Origin of the sequence: Celeribacter marinus (genome assembly GCF_965656515.1) — a bacterium.
Lineage (GTDB): Bacteria > Pseudomonadota > Alphaproteobacteria > Rhodobacterales > Rhodobacteraceae > Celeribacter > Celeribacter marinus_D.
Genome location: NZ_CBFHKW010000050.1, coordinates 1 through 18,224, shown reverse-complemented (window position 1 = coordinate 18,224; position 18,224 = coordinate 1). Strand labels below are relative to the sequence as shown.

Annotated in this window: 19 protein-coding genes and 1 pseudogene; 1 reads left to right on the top strand and 19 read right to left on the bottom strand. The window is 57.1% G+C overall.

The window, feature by feature from the left end:
- Position 1: 1 nt before the first annotated feature.
- From ACTG34_RS10855 to ACTG34_RS10770, 18 genes are all read right to left on the bottom strand, one after another.
- A complete protein-coding gene (locus ACTG34_RS10855; protein ID WP_062219784.1) occupies positions 2-328 on the bottom strand; it encodes a chorismate mutase in 327 nt (108 codons plus the stop codon).
- A gap of 239 nt (positions 329-567) precedes the next feature.
- Positions 568-2,487 carry an ATP-dependent zinc metalloprotease FtsH gene (gene ftsH, locus ACTG34_RS10850; protein ID WP_439104939.1) on the bottom strand — a complete coding sequence of 640 codons (1,920 nt, stop codon included), beginning with the start codon at positions 2,485-2,487 and terminating at the stop codon, positions 568-570.
- 78 nt (positions 2,488-2,565) lie between these two features.
- On the bottom strand, positions 2,566-3,837 hold the full coding sequence (gene tilS / locus ACTG34_RS10845; RefSeq protein WP_439104937.1) for a tRNA lysidine(34) synthetase TilS: 1,272 nt from the start codon (positions 3,835-3,837) through the stop codon (positions 2,566-2,568).
- Between the two features lie 24 nt (positions 3,838-3,861).
- Entirely contained in the window at positions 3,862-4,698 is an 837-nt protein-coding gene (ybgF, locus tag ACTG34_RS10840) for a tol-pal system protein YbgF (protein WP_439104936.1), read from the bottom strand.
- A gap of 36 nt (positions 4,699-4,734) precedes the next feature.
- Positions 4,735-5,277, bottom strand: coding sequence for a peptidoglycan-associated lipoprotein Pal (pal, locus tag ACTG34_RS10835; RefSeq protein WP_062219792.1), 543 nt, complete (start codon positions 5,275-5,277; stop codon positions 4,735-4,737).
- Between the two features lie 89 nt (positions 5,278-5,366).
- Complete coding sequence (gene tolB / locus ACTG34_RS10830; RefSeq protein ID WP_439104935.1) at positions 5,367-6,716, bottom strand: Tol-Pal system beta propeller repeat protein TolB; 1,350 nt, start codon at positions 6,714-6,716, stop codon at positions 5,367-5,369.
- Positions 6,713-7,861, bottom strand: a complete 1,149-nt coding sequence (locus ACTG34_RS10825) for an energy transducer TonB (RefSeq protein ID WP_439104934.1) — start codon at positions 7,859-7,861, stop codon at positions 6,713-6,715. Before ACTG34_RS10825 ends, tolB begins: the two co-directional genes overlap by 4 nt.
- A 12-nt stretch (positions 7,862-7,873) precedes the next feature.
- A complete protein-coding gene (gene tolR / locus ACTG34_RS10820; RefSeq protein ID WP_062219798.1) occupies positions 7,874-8,350 on the bottom strand; it encodes a protein TolR in 477 nt (158 codons plus the stop codon).
- Between the two features lie 3 nt (positions 8,351-8,353).
- Complete coding sequence (tolQ, locus tag ACTG34_RS10815; RefSeq protein ID WP_062219800.1) at positions 8,354-9,049, bottom strand: protein TolQ; 696 nt, start codon at positions 9,047-9,049, stop codon at positions 8,354-8,356.
- A gap of 141 nt (positions 9,050-9,190) precedes the next feature.
- A complete protein-coding gene (gene ybgC / locus ACTG34_RS10810) occupies positions 9,191-9,580 on the bottom strand; it encodes a tol-pal system-associated acyl-CoA thioesterase (protein WP_439104933.1) in 390 nt (129 codons plus the stop codon).
- A gap of 84 nt (positions 9,581-9,664) precedes the next feature.
- A complete protein-coding gene (locus ACTG34_RS10805) occupies positions 9,665-10,309 on the bottom strand; it encodes a hypothetical protein (protein ID WP_439104932.1) in 645 nt (214 codons plus the stop codon).
- 40 nt (positions 10,310-10,349) lie between these two features.
- Positions 10,350-11,387: a Holliday junction branch migration DNA helicase RuvB gene (gene ruvB / locus ACTG34_RS10800; protein WP_439104931.1), complete on the bottom strand. Its 1,038-nt coding sequence runs from the start codon at positions 11,385-11,387 to the stop codon at positions 10,350-10,352.
- A gap of 6 nt (positions 11,388-11,393) precedes the next feature.
- Entirely contained in the window at positions 11,394-12,077 is a 684-nt protein-coding gene (ruvA, locus tag ACTG34_RS10795; protein WP_342842865.1) for a Holliday junction branch migration protein RuvA, read from the bottom strand.
- On the bottom strand, positions 12,074-12,583 hold the full coding sequence (gene ruvC / locus ACTG34_RS10790; protein ID WP_062219810.1) for a crossover junction endodeoxyribonuclease RuvC: 510 nt from the start codon (positions 12,581-12,583) through the stop codon (positions 12,074-12,076). Before ruvC ends, ruvA begins: the two co-directional genes overlap by 4 nt.
- 200 nt (positions 12,584-12,783) lie before the next feature.
- Positions 12,784-13,137: a hypothetical protein gene (locus ACTG34_RS10785; RefSeq protein ID WP_439104930.1), complete on the bottom strand. Its 354-nt coding sequence runs from the start codon at positions 13,135-13,137 to the stop codon at positions 12,784-12,786.
- 107 nt (positions 13,138-13,244) lie between these two features.
- Positions 13,245-14,114 carry a 50S ribosomal protein L11 methyltransferase gene (locus tag ACTG34_RS10780; RefSeq protein ID WP_439104929.1) on the bottom strand — a complete coding sequence of 290 codons (870 nt, stop codon included), beginning with the start codon at positions 14,112-14,114 and terminating at the stop codon, positions 13,245-13,247.
- A 97-nt stretch (positions 14,115-14,211) separates the two neighbouring features.
- On the bottom strand, positions 14,212-14,871 hold the full coding sequence (gene msrA, locus ACTG34_RS10775; RefSeq protein ID WP_439104927.1) for a peptide-methionine (S)-S-oxide reductase MsrA: 660 nt from the start codon (positions 14,869-14,871) through the stop codon (positions 14,212-14,214).
- A 117-nt stretch (positions 14,872-14,988) separates the two neighbouring features.
- A complete protein-coding gene (locus tag ACTG34_RS10770; RefSeq protein WP_439104926.1) occupies positions 14,989-16,227 on the bottom strand; it encodes an MFS transporter in 1,239 nt (412 codons plus the stop codon).
- Between the two features lie 234 nt (positions 16,228-16,461).
- Here ACTG34_RS10770 and ACTG34_RS10765 point away from each other — a divergent pair, with 234 nt between their 5' ends.
- Positions 16,462-17,523 (top strand): YeeE/YedE family protein, encoded by a 1,062-nt coding sequence (locus ACTG34_RS10765; RefSeq protein ID WP_439104925.1) that lies wholly within the window; start codon positions 16,462-16,464, stop codon positions 17,521-17,523.
- 149 nt (positions 17,524-17,672) lie between these two features.
- Here the strand turns inward: ACTG34_RS10765 and ACTG34_RS10760 are convergent.
- A pseudogene (locus ACTG34_RS10760) lies at positions 17,673-18,224 on the bottom strand (primosomal protein N'); the annotation flags it as partial.

Genomic DNA, 18,224 nt, shown 5'->3' with positions numbered 1-18,224 from the left:
GTCATGATGTCGGTCCTTGGTTGGTCTGTTCGGGGGGCATTGCGCGCTCTTCACGGGCAATCATATTCTCGATCATAAGGCGCCACATGGCCGCGGCGGTCTCCGGCTCAAACCCGTCCGCTTGTGCGGCGGATCGTACCTTTGCCACGACATCCTCAACACGGGCGTCAATGCGCGCTGGTAGGCCCGCTGCGGGCTTGATCTGTGCGGCGCGATCGATGTGCTTTTGGCGTAGCGCCAACAGGCGGATCAACGCGCGGTCGATCTCGTCAATCTGCACCCGCAGATCATCCATGGTGTCAAAGTCTTGCGGCGATTTAAATGTCATGTCGCGGCCTCCGCGCCCGCTGTAGCACGGGTTTTGTAGGGTTTGAAGATCACGCTTTACCCATGATCATAAAAAATCGCTCAAACGGGAACAACGCTCCCTTTGGCATGCGTAGGGTGGAACGGATTATCATGGCTTTCACGGCGCATCATCCGTCCGCCACCAGATCGCCCCAATGAAAAACCGCGCCACAATGGGCGCGGTTCTAACGTGTCATTTATCCGCGTTGTAACACCAACTTACGCAGAGGGTTCCGGCTCCATACCACCATCCGCTTTCGGCTTGGCACGGGTTTTAGGCACCGCTATCAAAGACGGTGTTCCGGTGTCCGAGGATGGTGAATTGTCATCATCATCTCCACGATTGAGTGCCTCGCCTGCAATCACTTTTTGGATTTCTGCGCCGGTCAGCGTCTCATATTCCAAAAGCCCCTGCGCGAGATTTTCGAGAGCTTGGCCTTGCTCGGTCAGAATGCGACGCGCCGTCTCATAGCCGGTATCGATGATCTCTTTGACCTTTTCATCGATCAGCTTTTGAGTGTCTTGCGAATGGCTCGTGCCGCCGCCATAGCTGCCCAAATGACTGTCTTGCTCGTTGGCATAATCCACATACCCAAGCTCGTCGGCGAAACCGAACTGCGTGACCATAGCGCGTGCGATACGGGTCGCTTGTTGGATGTCGGATGAGGCCCCAGATGTGATGTTTTCCTTGCCGAAAATCAATTCTTCTGCGACACGCCCGCCCATCGCCATGGCGATTTTCGAGGTGTATTTGGTCCAGCTGACAGACAACTGATCCCGCTCGGGCAATGAGAGAACCAGACCCAATGCACGGCCACGTGGAATGATCGTCGCCTTATGGATCGGATCGTGCTGCGGCACGTTGAGGCCCACAACGGCGTGACCCGCTTCGTGGTAGGCGGTCAGCTTTTTCTCGTCCTCGGTCATGACCATTGAGCGACGTTCCGCGCCCATCATCACTTTGTCCTTGGCGTTCTCAAAGTCTTCCATCGTCACGAAACGACGACCGATACGCGCCGCGGTCAAAGCCGCCTCGTTGACAAGGTTTGCAAGATCCGCACCCGAGAACCCCGGTGTTCCGCGTGCAATGATGCGCAGATCAACATTAGGACCAAGCGGCACTTTGCGCGCATGAACGCCCAAGATTTTCTCACGGCCTTTGATGTCGGGATTTGGGACTTGAACCTGACGGTCAAAACGACCAGGGCGCAACAGCGCGGGGTCAAGCACATCGGGGCGGTTGGTCGCCGCAACGATGATGATACCCTCATTGGCGTCAAAGCCGTCCATCTCGACAAGCAACTGGTTGAGCGTTTGTTCGCGCTCGTCGTTACCGCCGCCGTAGCCTGCGCCGCGTGAGCGACCGACCGCGTCGATCTCGTCGATAAAGATGATGCACGGCGCGTTCTTTTTGCCCTGTTCGAACATGTCGCGCACACGGCTTGCACCAACACCCACGAACATCTCGACAAAGTCGGAACCAGAGATGGTGAAGAACGGCACACCGGCCTCGCCCGCAATCGCGCGTGCAAGCAAGGTTTTACCTGTACCGGGAGGGCCGACAAGCAATGCGCCTTTGGGAATTTTACCGCCAAGCGCTGAGAACTTTTGTGGATTGCGAAGGAACTCGACAATCTCTTCAAGCTCTTCTTTGGCCTCGTCGATGCCTGCCACATCATCAAAGGTCACACGACCATGTTTCTCTGTGAGCAACTTGGCCTTGGATTTGCCAAAGCCCATCGCGCCACCTTTGCCGCCGCCCTGCATCCGGTTCATGAAATAAATCCAGACACCGATGATCAAAACGAATGGCAAGAAGGTCATGAGAACTGTCACGAACCCGCTTTCTTCTTGTGGCGTGCCTTTGACGGCGACGCCTTTGGACACCAACTCGCGCGCGATATCACGATCACCGGGATTGATGGCGTAGCTGCGACGATTGTCGGACCCGGTGAAGATAAGCCGTTCACCATCGATCTCGACAGAGGATACCTCCCCATCGTCAACGCGCTGCATTAGGTCGGAATATGCGATCTCGTTTGATGCCATGGACGCCTGATTGCCCCCAATGACATTAAACAAAGCCACAACGAGCATCAAAAGCACAAGCCAGAAGGCGAGATTACGTGCGTTACCCAAGGGTGGTCTCCTCAAAATACCTTACCCGCACAGACGAACGCGGGGCTTTTCCTTAAAATAGGGATCGAACGCATAAGTTCAATGCGATAAAAGCGAAGTATAGAAGTGACCGCTCGGAAAAATCAATTCTGCACGCGCCGTACCAAAGCTTGCGGCCGGTGCAGACACGAGAATAGGGCCGCGAAATATCGCGGGTGACGATTTGAGACTTTCGCGTGGCGGCCAGTTTTGTTGGCGCTCACCGAGTTGCGCCAATCCATCATCGCCAAGAGCGCGAACAATTTCTTTTTCATTTTCAGACCCTTGCACGCGCCAACGCCCATCCCAGACCTGACCTACGCCACAAGTAGCCCCTGCGACCGCGCTATGTTCACGGGTCATGCGCAAGGTGTCACTCCCCCCCAATAAGCGCACCCCGTGCAGTGTGGCATCGCGTCCGCGAGAAATCGCCGCTAAGAATTCTTGTAGCTTTACACCACGCGGTCCGTAGTCAGCCGAGGCAATCCACCGCAGGGCATGCGCCACCAAACGACGATTTATCTCTGGCGCCGCGTCCATAAAGCCCCGTCGATTGAGGATCAAATCCCCACCCTCGACCGAAATACAATCGAGGGCGTGGTCATGCGTGGCGAAATCCAAGGCAGAGCGCACCTGTCCAAGATGATCCATCACACGCCCCACAACATGCATATCAAGGCCAAGAGGCTTTAACTGCTCCATGGCTTTGCGGGCCTTCACGCGGTCATAGGTTTCATCCTCATTGGTCGGATCATCAATCCACACCTGTTTCAGGCGGCGCAAATAATCGCGCAGCTCAGAGCGCTCTTGCATCAATAACGGGCGCACCCATGTGATGCCCTCAGATGTGCGGCGCCGCTGCATGCCTGTAAGGCCATCTATGCCCGACGCCCGCGCAAGTCGCATAAAAAACGTCTCGGCCTGATCATCAGCGGTATGGCCAAGGGCGATCGTATCGATCCCTCGGTCTTTGGCCCACTGCGCCATCAAACTATAGCGCGCACGGCGTGCCGCATCTTGGACATTGCCGTGCCCATCCCAATCGGTCCATGTCAACGTATCGTGTTTGAGTTCGAGTGCGTCACAGGTCTGCGCCACAAAGCGCGCTTCGCTCGCGGCCTCAGGGCGCAATGCGTGATTCACTGTGACAACCTCTAGGGCAACCCCCTCGCCCTGCGCCCAGTCCGCCAAAAGACGCAAAAGCGCAATACTGTCGCCCCCACCGGAGACGGCCACGCCAAGTTTTGTGGGCTTGTCATAGGCAAACGCAGAGGCAAGTTGGTGGCGCAACATGGCCAACCCTGCCGCGCGCGGCCCTGTGTCGTCTGTCATTGTGTGTATCTCTATTCTGTTCGGTTACGGACAGCCGATAGTCTGACGCGCGGACTGCGCCTCAGCGTCCTCAGGCGCACCGGGGAAGCGGTTTCCAACCTCGGTGAGCATCACACAACCACGATCCGTTTGCCCCAAAGCCGCCAACGACATGCCCAAACGCAAGAGCGCTGACGGGGCGCGGTCCCCCTCGGGTGCTGTCGAAAAACTGTCGAGATAGGCGCGCGCCGCCTCCGATGTCTGACCCAATTGTGTGAGGGCCTCGCCGCGCATAAACTGGCTTTCCCCCGTGAGCGGGCCACCCGTATACGTCATTGAAAACATCTCAAACGCTGAGGCCGCATCCTCAAACTGTGCCTCTTCATAAAGGCCCATTGCATGATCGAAATCAGACTGCTCCGTCATGGCCATTGAACCTACCCCATCCATAGGGGCGTCTGCACCCGGCCCCGAGGCCACGGCAGGTGCCGTCTCGGCCACGCCACCGAGTGGTTCAAGGGGCGGAAGAGCGCCGATATCGCACCCCGTCTCTAACTCGCATAGACGGAAATTTAGGTCATCGAGCTGGTTCGTTCCGTCCTTGACCACTTGGCCAATGCGGTATTCCAACTCTTCGACTTTTGCCGTCAGGCGCGACAAAGCCGCCTCCATCAAGTCCACACGTTCAAGCGTACTTTCGCCCGCAAAGGCGGTGTTCGGCGCACCCGTTGTGCTCAACTCGCGTGTCAGCTTGGTAATCTCCACCGACAACACCGCCGCCTCTTGCCGGATATCGGCAAGAGTTTGCGTGTCTTGGGCGAAACCGCCCTGTGCCGTCAGTATACAAAGGGCAGATACCGCCCCAAAGATCACCCGTTTCATCGCGTGCGCCTCACTTTGTTTGTGTCGTACCTTGGATTAGCTAATACCTGCGCCCGCAGCCAAAACCGTCACCGCGCGCCGGTTTTGCGCGTAACAGCTTTCATCCGAACACACCGCCAAGGGGCGCTCTTTGCCGTAGGTCACGGTCTTAAGGCGCGCAGGGTTAATCCCTTGCGAGATCAAGAACGCCTGAACAGCCGCAGCACGGCGTGATCCGAGGGCAAGGTTGTACTCGCGCGTACCTTGCTCGTCGGCGTGGCCCTCAATAATCGTCGTGTAATCGGGATTGTCCAACAACCACTGGGCCTGACCGCGTAGCGTTTCACGCCCCGTGTCGGTCAATGTGGATTGATCCACAAGGAACAAGACGCGATCCCCAATGGTCTGGTTGAAATAGGCAACGGAGGTTGGGTCATTCAAAGATCCCTCAACAATGCCCCCGTTCGCACCATTTGCGCCAAACCCGTCCGCACCCGCACCACCGGCGCCAAAACGACCCGGATTGGTACAAGCCGAAAGGCCCAATGCGGCGATTAAAAGAACTGCTCGTGTGGCAGGTGCTTTGAAAAATGTTGTCATATCCGTCATCCTTTGCGCATGTGTATGTCGCGTTGCTTATGTGAACCATAACACCCTCACCTCGCTTTGGGGAGAGGGCCGTTATAGTCCTATCTCAATAGAGGCGACCAAGCGGGATCAGAGGCCCCCGCATTGGTTGGCAGACGCTTCAGGTTGCGTCCCGATATGTCGACCGTATAGAGCGCAGTCTCGCCCCCCGCCCCTTGGCTTTCGCGGGTAAACATGATCACGCGACCGTTCGGAGACCAGCTTGGCCCCTCGTCCAAAAACGATGCGGTAAGCAGACGCTCCTCAGAGCCGTCCGTGCGCATCACACCGATATGGAACCGTCCGTTGGCTTGCTTCGTAAAGGCGATGAGATCCCCACGTGGCGACCAAACGGGCGTGCCGTAGCGCCCTTGTCCAAACGAAATCCGTTTCGCTTCGCCGCCACTGGCCGACATGATATAAAGCTGTTGTGTGCCAGAGCGATCACTCTCGAACACAATCTGCGATCCATCGGGTGAAAAACTGGGCGCGGTTTCAATCGCAGGGGTCGAGGTCAAACGCTCGGCCTGACCGTTTGCAATCGTCATCCGGTACAGATCGGTATTGGCCCCTGTTGCCACCGAATACACAACCGATCCCCCATCAGGCGAAAAGCGCGGCGCGAACGACATGCTCTCGGCCTGTACGGGCAATGTGCGGCGCGTAACGGTGCCGACATCCAGCATGGTGATCTGAGGAAAGCCACTTTCATATGATGTATACAGCACACGGTCGCCTGTCGGTGAAAAGCGCGGAGCTAAAACCAACGAACTGTCATCCGTCAAAAACTGCATGTTCTCGCCATCATAATCCATCACGGCCAGACGTTTTTTGCGGTCATTTTTCGGGCCTGTTTGGCTCACAAAAACAACACGGCTGTCAAAATACGGCCCCTCGCCCGTGATGCGGGAATAGACAACATCGGCCACTTTATGGGCAATACGGCGCCATGAGCGAGTCGTGCCGCCAAGTTGCAACCCGTCTCCCAACGGCACATCGGCAAACACATCAAAGACGCGGAATTTGACGCTTAGATTTCCATCCGCATCGGTCGAAACGGCACCGGTGACCAAGCCTTGTGCATTTATTGCTTTCCAATCGGCATATTGGACAGGCGCGCTAAACGACGACACCTGACTGATATGGGCCGAGGGTGGGATTTCACGAAACAACCCCGTTCCGACAAGATCGGCGGCAATGACATCGCTGATCTGGCGGGCGAACGCGGCCGCATCGGCTGTTTCCGCAATGAAATCGGGGATCGCCAACGGGACAGGTTCAATCACACCTTGGGTGATGTCGATTTTCAAGGGACCGGTGTCTTGCGCCACGGCAGGAACCGAGAGGCTGAGCATGATCGCTGTCGCGAACGAACAGGTCAAAGTTGCGGCACCAGAAATCAAGCGTATCATTTAAACCTCATCTGTTCGGGATCGAACGTCATTTCAATATCACGCCATTGGTCATACTTTTCCACTGGCAAATCAAATCCGCGCGCGCCACAGCGTAAAATTGCGCGCCGCGCCACCTCATAGGCCGCATCAGCTGCTGATTGTGATCCGCCCGAAAAGCCGATCAACCTTAACGAGCCGCTATTAGGCGTGCCATCTTGGTTCATCGAAACGCCAACGGTAATGGTTGTGCGCATCGCATCCGACGATAGCGCGCCGACATTCCAACATTGTGACACCGCCACACGAAGCCCCTCACGCTCACCACCCGTCAAGGGCGGACCAACAGGGCGTGTGGGCGCTTGTGCCGTGTCTGACGCCGCCGCCGCCGCAATCAATGCAGACGCCGCATCCGCCGCGGCATCTGCGGCCGCATCATTCGGCGCGGTCTGTTGTACGGGCGCAGGCCTATCAGTCTCGCGCGCCTCTGCGGCGCGTGCTGCCAGATTGGCGGGGCGCGATTTAGGGCGCGGTGAGGTCGACATGCCTGATGGCGTCTCGGCCTCTGTCACAATCTCGGTTGTGGCCTCTTCGGGTGCGGCCTCGGGTGTGTCCTCTTCGACCACCTGCGCGCTGTCCGCATCGGGTGATACCTGCGGTGTTGGCGCATCCGCAATGTCCGGTTGCGGCTCTGGCGTTGTCACGGCTTCGGGCGCAATCCGTGGCACAGGGCGCGGTGTTGGCTCTTGGTTCGGAACATCAGGCAGGCCCGCACCGGGATCCTCAAACGACACCTGCGGATCGGCTTGTGGCGGCGTTTGCTCGCTCACTTGCGCTTGCGGTGTCAGGGGCTGTGGCGGTTGCGGCGCAGTATCTTGCACAGGCGTTTGTGGCTCCAACTGGGGGCGCGCTTGTGGAACCGCGTCCGCGCTTGGCGCTGCCTGTGGGGCGATTTCGGCTTGTGGGGCTGCCTGCTCTGGGGCGTCTTGGACAACTTCGGGAGCTGAATTTCCGGTCATCGCCGCGAATTCAGCCTCAGAGATCAACGCGACCTCTTGTGTGGCCACGGGTTGGCTGGCCTCTGGAGTCAAAAACAGACCCCCCAAAAGCGCATAGGCGATCAGACCGAAATGGCCCGCCGCAGATATGTACTGGCCCGTGTTCACCGAAAAACGCCTCTAGTTTCCCGAACCGTCAAGCGTAGGTCCGCCTGTTTCGGTCACAAGACCGATATTGCGAAACCCGCCGGCATTGAGCGCGCCCATAACTTGGACGACATCCGCATAGGGAATGGACCCGTCCGCGCGCAAAAACACTTTGTCATTCGTGCGCTCGGCGGCAATCGCGCGCAACTTGGTCACGAGCTCCTCAACAGGTTCTTCGTTGGTCATCAAAAGGACACGACCGTCCGCCGTCAGGGTGATTGACAACGGCTCCTCTTCCTCTTGCGACAACGCCGTGGCGGCCGTTTCAGGCAACTCGACCGGCACGCCAACAGTCATCATTGGGGCCGCGACCATAAAGATGATCAACAAAACCAGCATCACATCCACGAACGGCGTGACGTTGATCTCACTCATTGCAGCAGATTGACCGCGGCGGCGCGATCTACGCCCGCCGCGTCCACCTGATTTTTGCATTACACCCGCACTCATGGCTCAGGCGTCCAATTCGCGCGACAAGATGGTTGAAAACTCATCTGCAAACGCTTCATAGCCGCCCAAAATGCGGTCACTATCAGCGGACAATTTGTTGTAAAACACCACCGCCGGAATAGCTGCCAAAAGGCCCAGTGCAGTCGCAAGAAGCGCCTCGGCGATCCCCGGCGCTACAACCGCGAGGTTGGTCGACTGCGCCATTGCGATATCTTCAAACGCGGTTTTGATCCCCCAAACAGTTCCGAACAGGCCAATAAATGGCCCCGTTGAACCGACAGTGGCCAACAACGAAAGACCGCTATTCATCGCTTCCGCCTCTTTGGAAATCGCGACATCCATTGAGCGGTCGATCCGCGCACCAGCACCCGCAATCAAACGCCCGTCATCGCGGTGCGAACGGCGCCATTCGGTCATCCCCGCAAAGAACACCCGCTCAGAGGCTGTCGTCGGATTGCCGCGCAATTGGTCGTAAAGCTCGTCCAATGGCTCACCCGACCAGAACGCGCGATCAAAGCTATCGGATGCGCCGCGCGCCGTCCGGTATGTCAGGTGTTTTTGGATAATAATCGACCACGACCAAAACGAGGCCACAATCAGCATCAACATCACAACTTTCACAATGAAAGTTGCGCGCATAAACAACGCAAGCAAGGAGAAATCGATCTCCGATGCCATCGCAAGGGTGGTGTGTTCCATGTACTGCTCTTTTTCCGCCTGTGGCCGCCTTTTGACGGCTCTATAGTTAGCCTATTGTTTACTATACCGGCAGCCCTCACGCCAACACTTACCTGTGAAGCGCGCGACAAAAGGGCCGAAACGGCCCTGATAAACGCCGATTTAGTGTAGATTTCGGCGGATAATTGCCGGAAGTCGCGCGGGATGACCGGTTTGAGTGATCGCCACAATCGTCACAACGGCGGAAAACAAGATCTCTTCGGCACGTTTGACGTCTTGGGTAAGGACAATACGTGCGCCCGTCATGGCATCAACACGGGTCTCAACGGTCAATTCATCGTCGAATTTAGCGGGACTGAGATAATCAGCCTCGACACGGCGCACGGCGAATACAACGCCTTCGTTTTGTTTGAGAGCCACCTGATCGACGCCCATATCCCGCACCCACTCGGTGCGCGCACGCTCAACGAATTTTAGATAGTTGGCGTAATAGACGATGCCCGCAAGGTCGGTATCCTCATAGTACACATGGACGGAAAATGTATGGGTCATATGCGCGGCCTCGTTTAGGATTAGCCCAACCCTATGATGCAGATGTCAGACGGGCAAGAGGCGGATATCACACCTCAATCCACCCTATTGCGCGGCAATCAAACGCGCATAAAGCCGTAGCGCATGCGAGGCGTCACGTGCCGCCACGGGCAAGATCGGATCATACGCCGCACGCAACAGGTTCGCCACGTCAGGCCGCACAACTGTGCCCTCAGAGGCCAGGGCAAGCGGGCTATCTTGGCTAAACGCGGTGTCCGACCACACCAGCATCGCTTGGACGGCTTGGCTCAGCGCAATCACATCGGCGGGCACCTCTTGCATCGCGTCACTCATGCGCACAAAGGTAAAACACGCCTTGATCGCGCCATCATCGTCGAACCGAAAGGCGCGGTACTGATGCGCATCACGTGTTTTCAATGTCGTTACTTTTGAATCGAGATCGGGGATCATATCGCCCAAGCGCGGCACATCGCGCAACTCGTCCCACTCCGAGAAAAAGAATATCATCAGGTTCGATCCCAACTCGGGATCGGTCTCGGCAATCTCATGGCCAGCGATTGCAACACAGGCTTCAATCGCGCCTTTGACAATCTGCAATGTCGCGTCCTCGACACCGAAACACACCGGTGCAATCGGGCGACCCCAACGCGAAAACGCATAGTCTCCAGAGGCACGGGTGAAAAATGTCTCGACGATTTCGGGGCTTGTATGTGGCTGATCTTGGGTCATGGCGCCGCGTTTAACGTCTCCGTGTCACCTGCGCAATTCCTCACTTGCCGAACATGTCCGACTGGTCCGGGGGCAAAGGCGCATTCAATCCCAGATGCGCCCATGTTTTTTGTGTGATCATACGCCCACGCGGCGTGCGTTGAATAAGACCTTGTTGCAACAAATACGGCTCGATCACATCCTCAATCGCATCGCGACTTTCCGACAAAGCCGCCGCCATTGTCTCAACCCCAACGGGACCACCGTTAAAGTTTTCGGCAATCATCGACAGATACCGACGGTCCGCGCCATCAAGGCCCAATAGATCAACACCAAGCCGCGTTAGCGCATTATCTGCAAGCGCCTTTGAGATCTTTCCGCCGCCTTCAACAACTGCAAAATCCACCACACGGCGCAACAGACGTCCGGCGATCCGCGGCGTTCCGCGCGCGCGTTTGGCAATCTCGTATGCGCCCTCGGGATCTGTCGGAATACCCAAAAGCCGCGCACCGCGCGTGACGATTTCGTGCAGCTCCGCAATCGTGTAAAACTGCAACCGTGTCGGGATGCCAAAGCGGTCACGCAGCGGCGTGGTCAATAGACCCAAACGCGTGGTCGCACCCACCAACGTAAAGGGCTGTAATTCGATCCGCACCGTGCGCGCGGCTGGCCCCTCTCCGATCACGAGGTCCAACTCGAAATCCTCCATCGCGGGGTAAAGCACCTCTTCGACCACCGGATTCATGCGGTGTATTTCATCGATAAACAACACATCGCGGGCCTCAAGATTGGTCAGGATCGCCGCCAAATCACCCGCCCGCGCCAAAACAGGCCCAGAGGTCATCTTGAAATTCACACCAAGCTCACGCGCCATGATCTGTGCAAGGGTGGTTTTACCAAGCCCTGGAGGACCATGGAACAACACGTGGTCCATTGCCTCCTCGCGCTGTTTCGCGCTCTCGATGAAAATACGAAGGTTGGCGCGCGCTTCCTCTTGGCCGATAAATTCGCCCAAAACCTGTGGCCTCAGCGCGCGGTCGGCATCCTCGGCGCGCGCTTCAGGGCGCAGTGTCGGGTCGGGTTGATGATCGTCGGACATGCGCGATTACCCTTTCGGCGCGAGCAATTTTAGGGCGGCACGGATCAACGTCGAGGTGTCCGCGTCTGGCGCGTCCTGCGCCGATTGCGCCACCGCCCCCAACGCATCGGTCGGTGAATACCCCAGATTTTGCAGCGCGGACAACGCCTCGGCCTCGGCATTCGCATGTGCAGTGGGTGCTGCTTTTGGGGCCGCTTTGCGGGCGGGCGGCCTGTCGCTCTCAATCACCTCGTCGCGCTCGCTCGTGTCCAAAACCGCCTCGGCCAGTGATCCGCCCAACGCCATCGCGGCAGGGGCTTTGTCTTTGAGTTCCATAATGACGCGCTGTGCCGTTTTTGGCCCGACGCCCGGAGCGGCCTTGATCGCGGACCAATCACCCAAGGCAATTGCGCGACCGGTGGCCTGTGCGCCTAGCGTACCAAGAATGGCCATCGCCGCTTTGGCCCCGATGCCTTGGACGGAAATCAACAGCCTGTACCACTCTTTCTCCAATAGCGATGCAAAGCCGAACAGCTGCATCAGATCCTCACGCACGAGCAAATCGGTATAGAGCGAAATCGCTTCGCCACGCGGTGGCAACGCCATGCGTGTGCGCTCGGACACGTAGACAATATAGCCGACCCCGCGCACGTCGATCATCGCATGATCTGCGCCAATATAGTCAATGATACCTGTGAGTTTACCGATCATGAGGCCGCTTTCTTGATAGCATCCGCAAGCCGCGACGACGACTGCGCATGGTAGGAATGTGTAATGGCAATCGCGAGGGCGTCAACCGCGTCAGGTCCGGCCAGCTTCGCACCTGGCAACTGTAACTTGATCATATGCTCAACCTGCTGCTTGGCCGCATGCCCCACCCCGACAACGGTCTTTTTCACCGCATTGGGGGCATATTCGCCAATCGGCAGCCCGGCTTGTGCAGGCACCAAAAGCGCAACAGCGCGCGCTTGGCCCAATTTCAATGTGGCAACCGCATCCTTGTTCACAAAGGTTTGCTCAACAGCCGCGCAATCGGGCGCATAGGTCCGCACAACATGCGTCATTTGATCAAACAACGACAAAAGGCGCGTGGCCAGATCGTCGGAGGCCAAAGAATGGCATACACCATTGGCCACATGGGTCATGCGCGGGCCCGCGACATCAATGATGCCCCAACCCATATTGCGCAATCCGGGGTCGATGCCCAACACACGCATATCTCTGCCCTGCTCTATTTTTATCGTTGATCAACGGATAGCACGAAACAAGAACATTGACCAAGGGCTTTTATGACACCACGCGCGCATGGACGCCAAAAAGGAAAAAGACCGCACCCCAAATGAGGTGCGGCCCTTAACGTGGCATCAGACGGAGCTATGAGGGAAACACGCCGCACGATCTGATGTATGAAGCCCTGTTACAGACCGGAGAGAAGCAATTTAGAGCGGCGCGCCACCCATATCGTCGCAGGGTCGGCCGTCATGGCCCACGCCCCCACACGTTCAACAATCGTACCCTCTTTCAATGTCGCGACACGCGCATTGTAAGACACGGCACCAAGTGACGCGAAAACCAGCGCCTTAAATAACAAAACACCCAACAACGAAAAAAAGACGAGACGCAGAGGATTGCGTGACGCGTGGCGACGTGGCCGCGCGATGATTAGACCGTCTTGGTTGACCGAATAGACCGCGCCGTGTTCCAATTTACGGCGCTGGACCTCGATCCGCGTCAGACGTTGCTCAAATGATTTAGCCCCAGCATAAGCCATGGCAGACCTCGTAGATATCGGCCCCCACCGACCATGACAATATTGCGGCAAATTGTGTCAAAAATGGGGCAACTACATCAAAACGGTCCTGTTTTGGCCTATATTGCTTAAGCTCTCACAAGCGTTAGTGACGTCCAGTCAACAATCTCGTCTCGCTGGGTTAGATTGAACCCATTGCGTGTATAAACCGCAATCACGTCGTCGGCTTGTGCGTGCAACATCCCCGACAGAATCGCCACGCCACCGGTTTTGATCTGTGCGGCCATTTCGGGCGCCAAGCCGATCAGCGGACCTTTCAGGATATTAGCAAAGATCAAATCATAGGGGGCGTTTTCCGCGAGAACCTCATGGGAAAATCCCGCCGCCTCAAGACAGATCACCTGACCGTTTAGCGCGTTGGCGTCGACGTTGGTTTGCGCCACATCTACCGCGACCTCATCAATATCGGAGGCATACACAATATGATCGGACACTTTCGCGGCGGCCATGCCAAGAACTGCGGTGCCACATCCGATATCTGCGACACGATCAAACGTCTGACCTTCGGATAACAGACGGTCAAAGGCTCGCAAACATCCAAGCGTTGTCCCGTGGTGACCCGTCCCAAACGCCATCGCTGCCTCGATCAAAAGCCCGATTTTAGCGGCAGGCAGTTTATCGGCATCATGTGCCCCGTAGACAAAGAAGCGTCCAGCCTCGACAGGGGCCAAATCACGGCGAACCTTTGCAACCCAATCGGTTTCCGGCAGCTCGGAAATCACAAAATCGGCTATACCACTGGCTTTGGCCAATAGTGCCAATTCGATCTGATCGGGATACTCGGAAAAATACGCGCCAACCTCCCAAAGATCAGAGTCATCGCCAACCTCAAACACACCTACGCCTGTCGGCTCAGGGATCAGCGTTTCGAGCTGCTCACCAAGCGCCTCTGCGAGGGATTTTCCAGTAATCTGCGTAACTGCGGTAAAGGTCGGCATAACAGCGCTCCCGAATTGTTGTTGCCTTGGCCATAAAGAGAACCCGCGCCTTACTCAAGCGCGGGTCCGGTGTTTCGTCATAAGCCGTGTCACGCCGCTATGCGACACCAACACCAAAATTGATCGGACAACTCACGCCCGTGCCCTTTAGACCGCAATAGCCGTTCGGGTTTTTCGCAAGATACTGCTGGTGCTCTTCTTCGGCAAAATAGAACGCACCTGCGGGCAACAATTCGGTGGTCGTGGACCCAAATCCCTTTTCTTGAAGCTGGGCATTGAACTGTTGGTTCGACTGCTCCGCTTCCAATTGCTTGCGCCCGTTGTCGTAATAGATTGCGGACCGGTATTGCGTGCCTGTGTCGTTGCCTTGGCGCATCCCTTGGGTCGGATCATGGTTTTCCCAAAACACGCGCAACAAATCTACGTAGCTGATCACAGCCGGATCATAAACAACCCGCACAACTTCCGTGTGGCCGGTTTGGCCAGAACACACCTCTTTATAAGTCGGGTTTGGGGTATATCCCCCCGCATAACCCGCCGCAGTATTCACAACACCCGGCAATTCCCAAAACAGGCGCTCAACACCCCAAAAACATCCCATCGCAAACACGGCCTCTTCGTGCGTGTCGGCGGCGGGCGCGGTGAGCGGGCAATGAAACACGTAGTGTTCTGCTGCTGTTGCAATCGGGTCTGGGCGTCCAACCAATGCCTCGTCGGGCGTTGGCAATGTTAGTTTCTTTGTAAACACGCCCATCATGGCGGCCTCCTCAGTTTGCAATGTCAGTCGCGCAGTCGCATGCGCGTTCATGTGCGAATTTAGCGCAGATCGTCCGCGCGCCAAGGCTTAATCGTGCACAGTTGGGTTACCTGCGCGTCACTCAGCCGGTGCGGCGACGACCGTTTTAAACACCCGCCACTCATAGCCCTTTACCGGATGGCGCGGAATCAAGAGCGCCAATAGCAGCGAGACAAACGCCATTGACGCGGCCAAGATAAAGACACCGCCCGGAGAGACGATCCAAAGATACCCGAGCGAGGCCGGTAAGAACACAGCCGCAATATGGTTGATCGTGAACGCAACCGCTGCGGTCGGCGCAATGTCTTCGGGGTCTGCAATCTTTTGAAAATAGGTTTTAAGTGCGAAGGCCAAACCAAACAGCATGTGGTCAATCACATACAGCGTCGCGGCCAGAACCACGCCCCACCCGAGCCAGTAGATACCACCATACAACAAGAACACGATAATCAACCCGATGTATTCAATAACAAGGACAAAACGCTCGCCGCGCACCGCCACCAGTTTACCCATCAACGGAGCGACGATCATGTTGACCATAAAGTTGATCAAAAACAGCCCCGTGACCTGATGCACCTCAAAGCCGAATTTTTCGACCATCATAAAGGCGGCAAAGACCACGAAAATCTGACGCCGCGCACCGGCCATGAATTGTAGCGCATAATAAAGACCATAACGGCGCTTCAAAACAATCGAGCGCCTTTGCGGGCTTGGCTCTTCGAACTGCGGGTAGGCATACATCGCAAAGAGGGCTGCGAGTGCCGTGAACCCACCGCTCACCATATACACAAATGCATAAGACAAATCGAAACTCTTCCACGTCAACACCAGCGCGCCATAAGCGATCAAGGACGCGGCACTGCCCGCCGCCATCAGGCGACCGATCACAATCGGGGCACGTTCTTTGGACAACCATTGCAACTGAAGCGACTGATTGACCGTCTCGAAATAGTGGAACCCGATCGACGACAACATCGTGACAACCAAAATGCCACCAAGAGACGGAAAGAATGCCGTAACGGCCGTAGCCGCACCCAAGAGCAGCAAGGCCACAAGCCCCAACACCTGCTCGCGCATGAACATCAAAAGCGCGATGACACCCACGGCCAGAAAACCGGGGATCTCACGCACGGTATGAAGCCAGCCAATTTCGACGCCCGTAAACCCCGCCGCCTCAATCACAAAGTTATTGAGCAAAGCCGACCATGTGTTGAACGCGATCGGCATCGCAAAGGCCATTAAGAAGAGAAGGCTTTCAGGGCGGCGCCACAACGGCAACTCGCGCGCACGCGAAATGGGAAAGAGTGCATGTTTCATAGGTCAAACCTTTAGGCGCAAATATCAGACTTGGGTAGCGTCAAGGTGTGCACACCCCACCCGACAGGCGCGCGGGTGGGATACACGGTACAGCGGCCTGCCGACGAGGCGCACGCACCGCCGGTCGCGCGGACCTTTTCATATGCGCATATGTGCAATCGTGTGATATAGATCAAAGCGCGCATCACGCTTTACCGCCATAAGCGCACGAACTGTGCGCGCGGAGGATCACACATGGACATTCTTGGACTGGTTGAACGTATCGGCGAGGCACCCAGTGCCGCGTTGTTTGGCATGATCACCGGCCTTATTTTTGGCATATCGGCACAGCGCTCTCATTTTTGCCTGCGCGCCGCGACCATTGAATTTGCCCACGGACAGTTGGGCAAAAAAGTCGCCGTATGGTTTTTGACCTTTTCAACGGCGGTCGTATGGGTCCAAGGCGCGCAAATGCTCGGGCTATTTCGCGCCGCAGATGCCCGCGTTATGGCCGTTCCGGGGTCTTGGTCGGGGGCAATTATCGGCGGGCTGATGTTTGGCGTTGGCATGATTTTAGCGCGCGGATGTTCGGGGCGTTTGTTGGTCATGGCATCGTCGGGCAACCTGCGTTCGGTTGTGGCAGGGCTCATTTTTGCGGTCACAGCGCAAATGAGCCTGCACGGGATATTGTCCCCTTACCGCGATAAACTTGCGGCACTTTGGGTCACACCAGGGGGTGAAAATGTCCACCTGTTGAAAGCGCTACACCTGCCCGAGCAAACTGGATTGCTGCTTGGCCTCGCGATTGCGGCACTTGCGCTTTATCTGGCCATCAAAAACCAGATCGGCCCGCGCATCTGGATTTTCGCCTCCGGTGTCGGCTTTGCCGTGGCCGTGGGCTGGGTTCTCACGTGGTCTTTGGCCCAAGTGGCGTTTGATCCTGTGCCCGTCTCATCGGCTACGTTTTCTGGCCCATCAGCCAATACCCTCATGTTCTTTTTGGACCGCAACGCCGTGCTCGAATTTGACGTGGGCCTAATCCCTGGCGTCGTGATTGGTGCCTTTTTGGCCTCCCTATGGTCAGGCGAATTCAAATGGCAAAGCTTTGATAGTGTACCTGTCATGCGCCGCTCCATGATCGGGGCGGTTCTCATGGGCTTTGGCGCGATGCTTGCGGGCGGCTGCGCTATTGGCGCGGGCGTCACGGGGGGATCGGTGTTCGCGGCCACCGCGTGGCTTGCACTGTTTTGCATGTGGATCGGCGGCATGGCGACGACATATATACTGGACCAAATACCCCTACCCGAGACCGCCTGAGACGCCAACCCACGGCGGTTACGGATCGGCTCTGGGTCTCCAACCAATCTCACCTTAATCGCCGCACCACGGCGATTACAGATCGGCTTTTAGGGCTCCGCCCGCTCGCGCCTAAAACGCCACCCCGTGGCGTTTTCGAGACGGCGCTCTCACCAAAAGCTTTGCGGGTCGATGTCGATTTGAAGCCGCACGGAACCGGGCAACTTGATTTGCCCCACCCACGCGCTCAAAGCGCGCTGTATCGGCGCGGATTTCTCGGCCTTCACCAACAGACGGATACGATGACGCCCGCGCACCCGTGCAATCGGTGCGGGCGCAGGGCCGAATAGTTGCGCACCGACCTGTTGCAATGGCCCCGCGCGCCGCGCAAGCGCGTTGCCGATGTCCATCACCTGTGCCAAATCCGGCCCCGACAGGATAATCCCCGCCATACGCCCGTAGGGCGGCACCCCCGCCATTTTGCGCTCGGCCGCCTCGGCGCGCCAAAACCCCTCCTCGTCGCCTGCAATAATCGCGCGGATCACAGGGTGTTCGGGCTGATAGGTTTGCAACAGCGCCACGCCCTTTTTCTCCGACCGCCCTGCCCGTCCCGCAACTTGGCGCATCAATTGAAAGGTGCGCTCGGCGGCGCGCAAATCCGAGCCTTGCAACCCCAGATCGGCGTCGATCACCCCCACCAAAGTGAGGTTGGGAAAGTTATG

Coding starts and splice junctions, on each gene's coding strand:
- ACTG34_RS10855 (WP_062219784.1), bottom strand. CDS start 328: ATGACATTTAAATCGCCGCAAGACTTTGACACCATGGATGATCTGCGG.
- tilS (WP_439104937.1), bottom strand. CDS start 3,837: ATGACAGACGACACAGGGCCGCGCGCGGCAGGGTTGGCCATGTTGCGC.
- ybgF (WP_439104936.1), bottom strand. CDS start 4,698: ATGAAACGGGTGATCTTTGGGGCGGTATCTGCCCTTTGTATACTGACG.
- pal (WP_062219792.1), bottom strand. CDS start 5,277: ATGACAACATTTTTCAAAGCACCTGCCACACGAGCAGTTCTTTTAATC.
- tolB (WP_439104935.1), bottom strand. CDS start 6,716: ATGATACGCTTGATTTCTGGTGCCGCAACTTTGACCTGTTCGTTCGCG.
- tolR (WP_062219798.1), bottom strand. CDS start 8,350: ATGAGTGCGGGTGTAATGCAAAAATCAGGTGGACGCGGCGGGCGTAGA.
- tolQ (WP_062219800.1), bottom strand. CDS start 9,049: ATGGAACACACCACCCTTGCGATGGCATCGGAGATCGATTTCTCCTTG.
- ybgC (WP_439104933.1), bottom strand. CDS start 9,580: ATGACCCATACATTTTCCGTCCATGTGTACTATGAGGATACCGACCTT.
- ACTG34_RS10805 (WP_439104932.1), bottom strand. CDS start 10,309: ATGACCCAAGATCAGCCACATACAAGCCCCGAAATCGTCGAGACATTT.
- ruvB (WP_439104931.1), bottom strand. CDS start 11,387: ATGTCCGACGATCATCAACCCGACCCGACACTGCGCCCTGAAGCGCGC.
- ruvA (WP_342842865.1), bottom strand. CDS start 12,077: ATGATCGGTAAACTCACAGGTATCATTGACTATATTGGCGCAGATCAT.
- ruvC (WP_062219810.1), bottom strand. CDS start 12,583: ATGCGTGTGTTGGGCATCGACCCCGGATTGCGCAATATGGGTTGGGGC.
- ACTG34_RS10785 (WP_439104930.1), bottom strand. CDS start 13,137: ATGGCTTATGCTGGGGCTAAATCATTTGAGCAACGTCTGACGCGGATC.
- ACTG34_RS10780 (WP_439104929.1), bottom strand. CDS start 14,114: ATGCCGACCTTTACCGCAGTTACGCAGATTACTGGAAAATCCCTCGCA.
- msrA (WP_439104927.1), bottom strand. CDS start 14,871: ATGATGGGCGTGTTTACAAAGAAACTAACATTGCCAACGCCCGACGAG.
- ACTG34_RS10770 (WP_439104926.1), bottom strand. CDS start 16,227: ATGAAACATGCACTCTTTCCCATTTCGCGTGCGCGCGAGTTGCCGTTG.
- ACTG34_RS10765 (WP_439104925.1), top strand. CDS start 16,462: ATGGACATTCTTGGACTGGTTGAACGTATCGGCGAGGCACCCAGTGCC.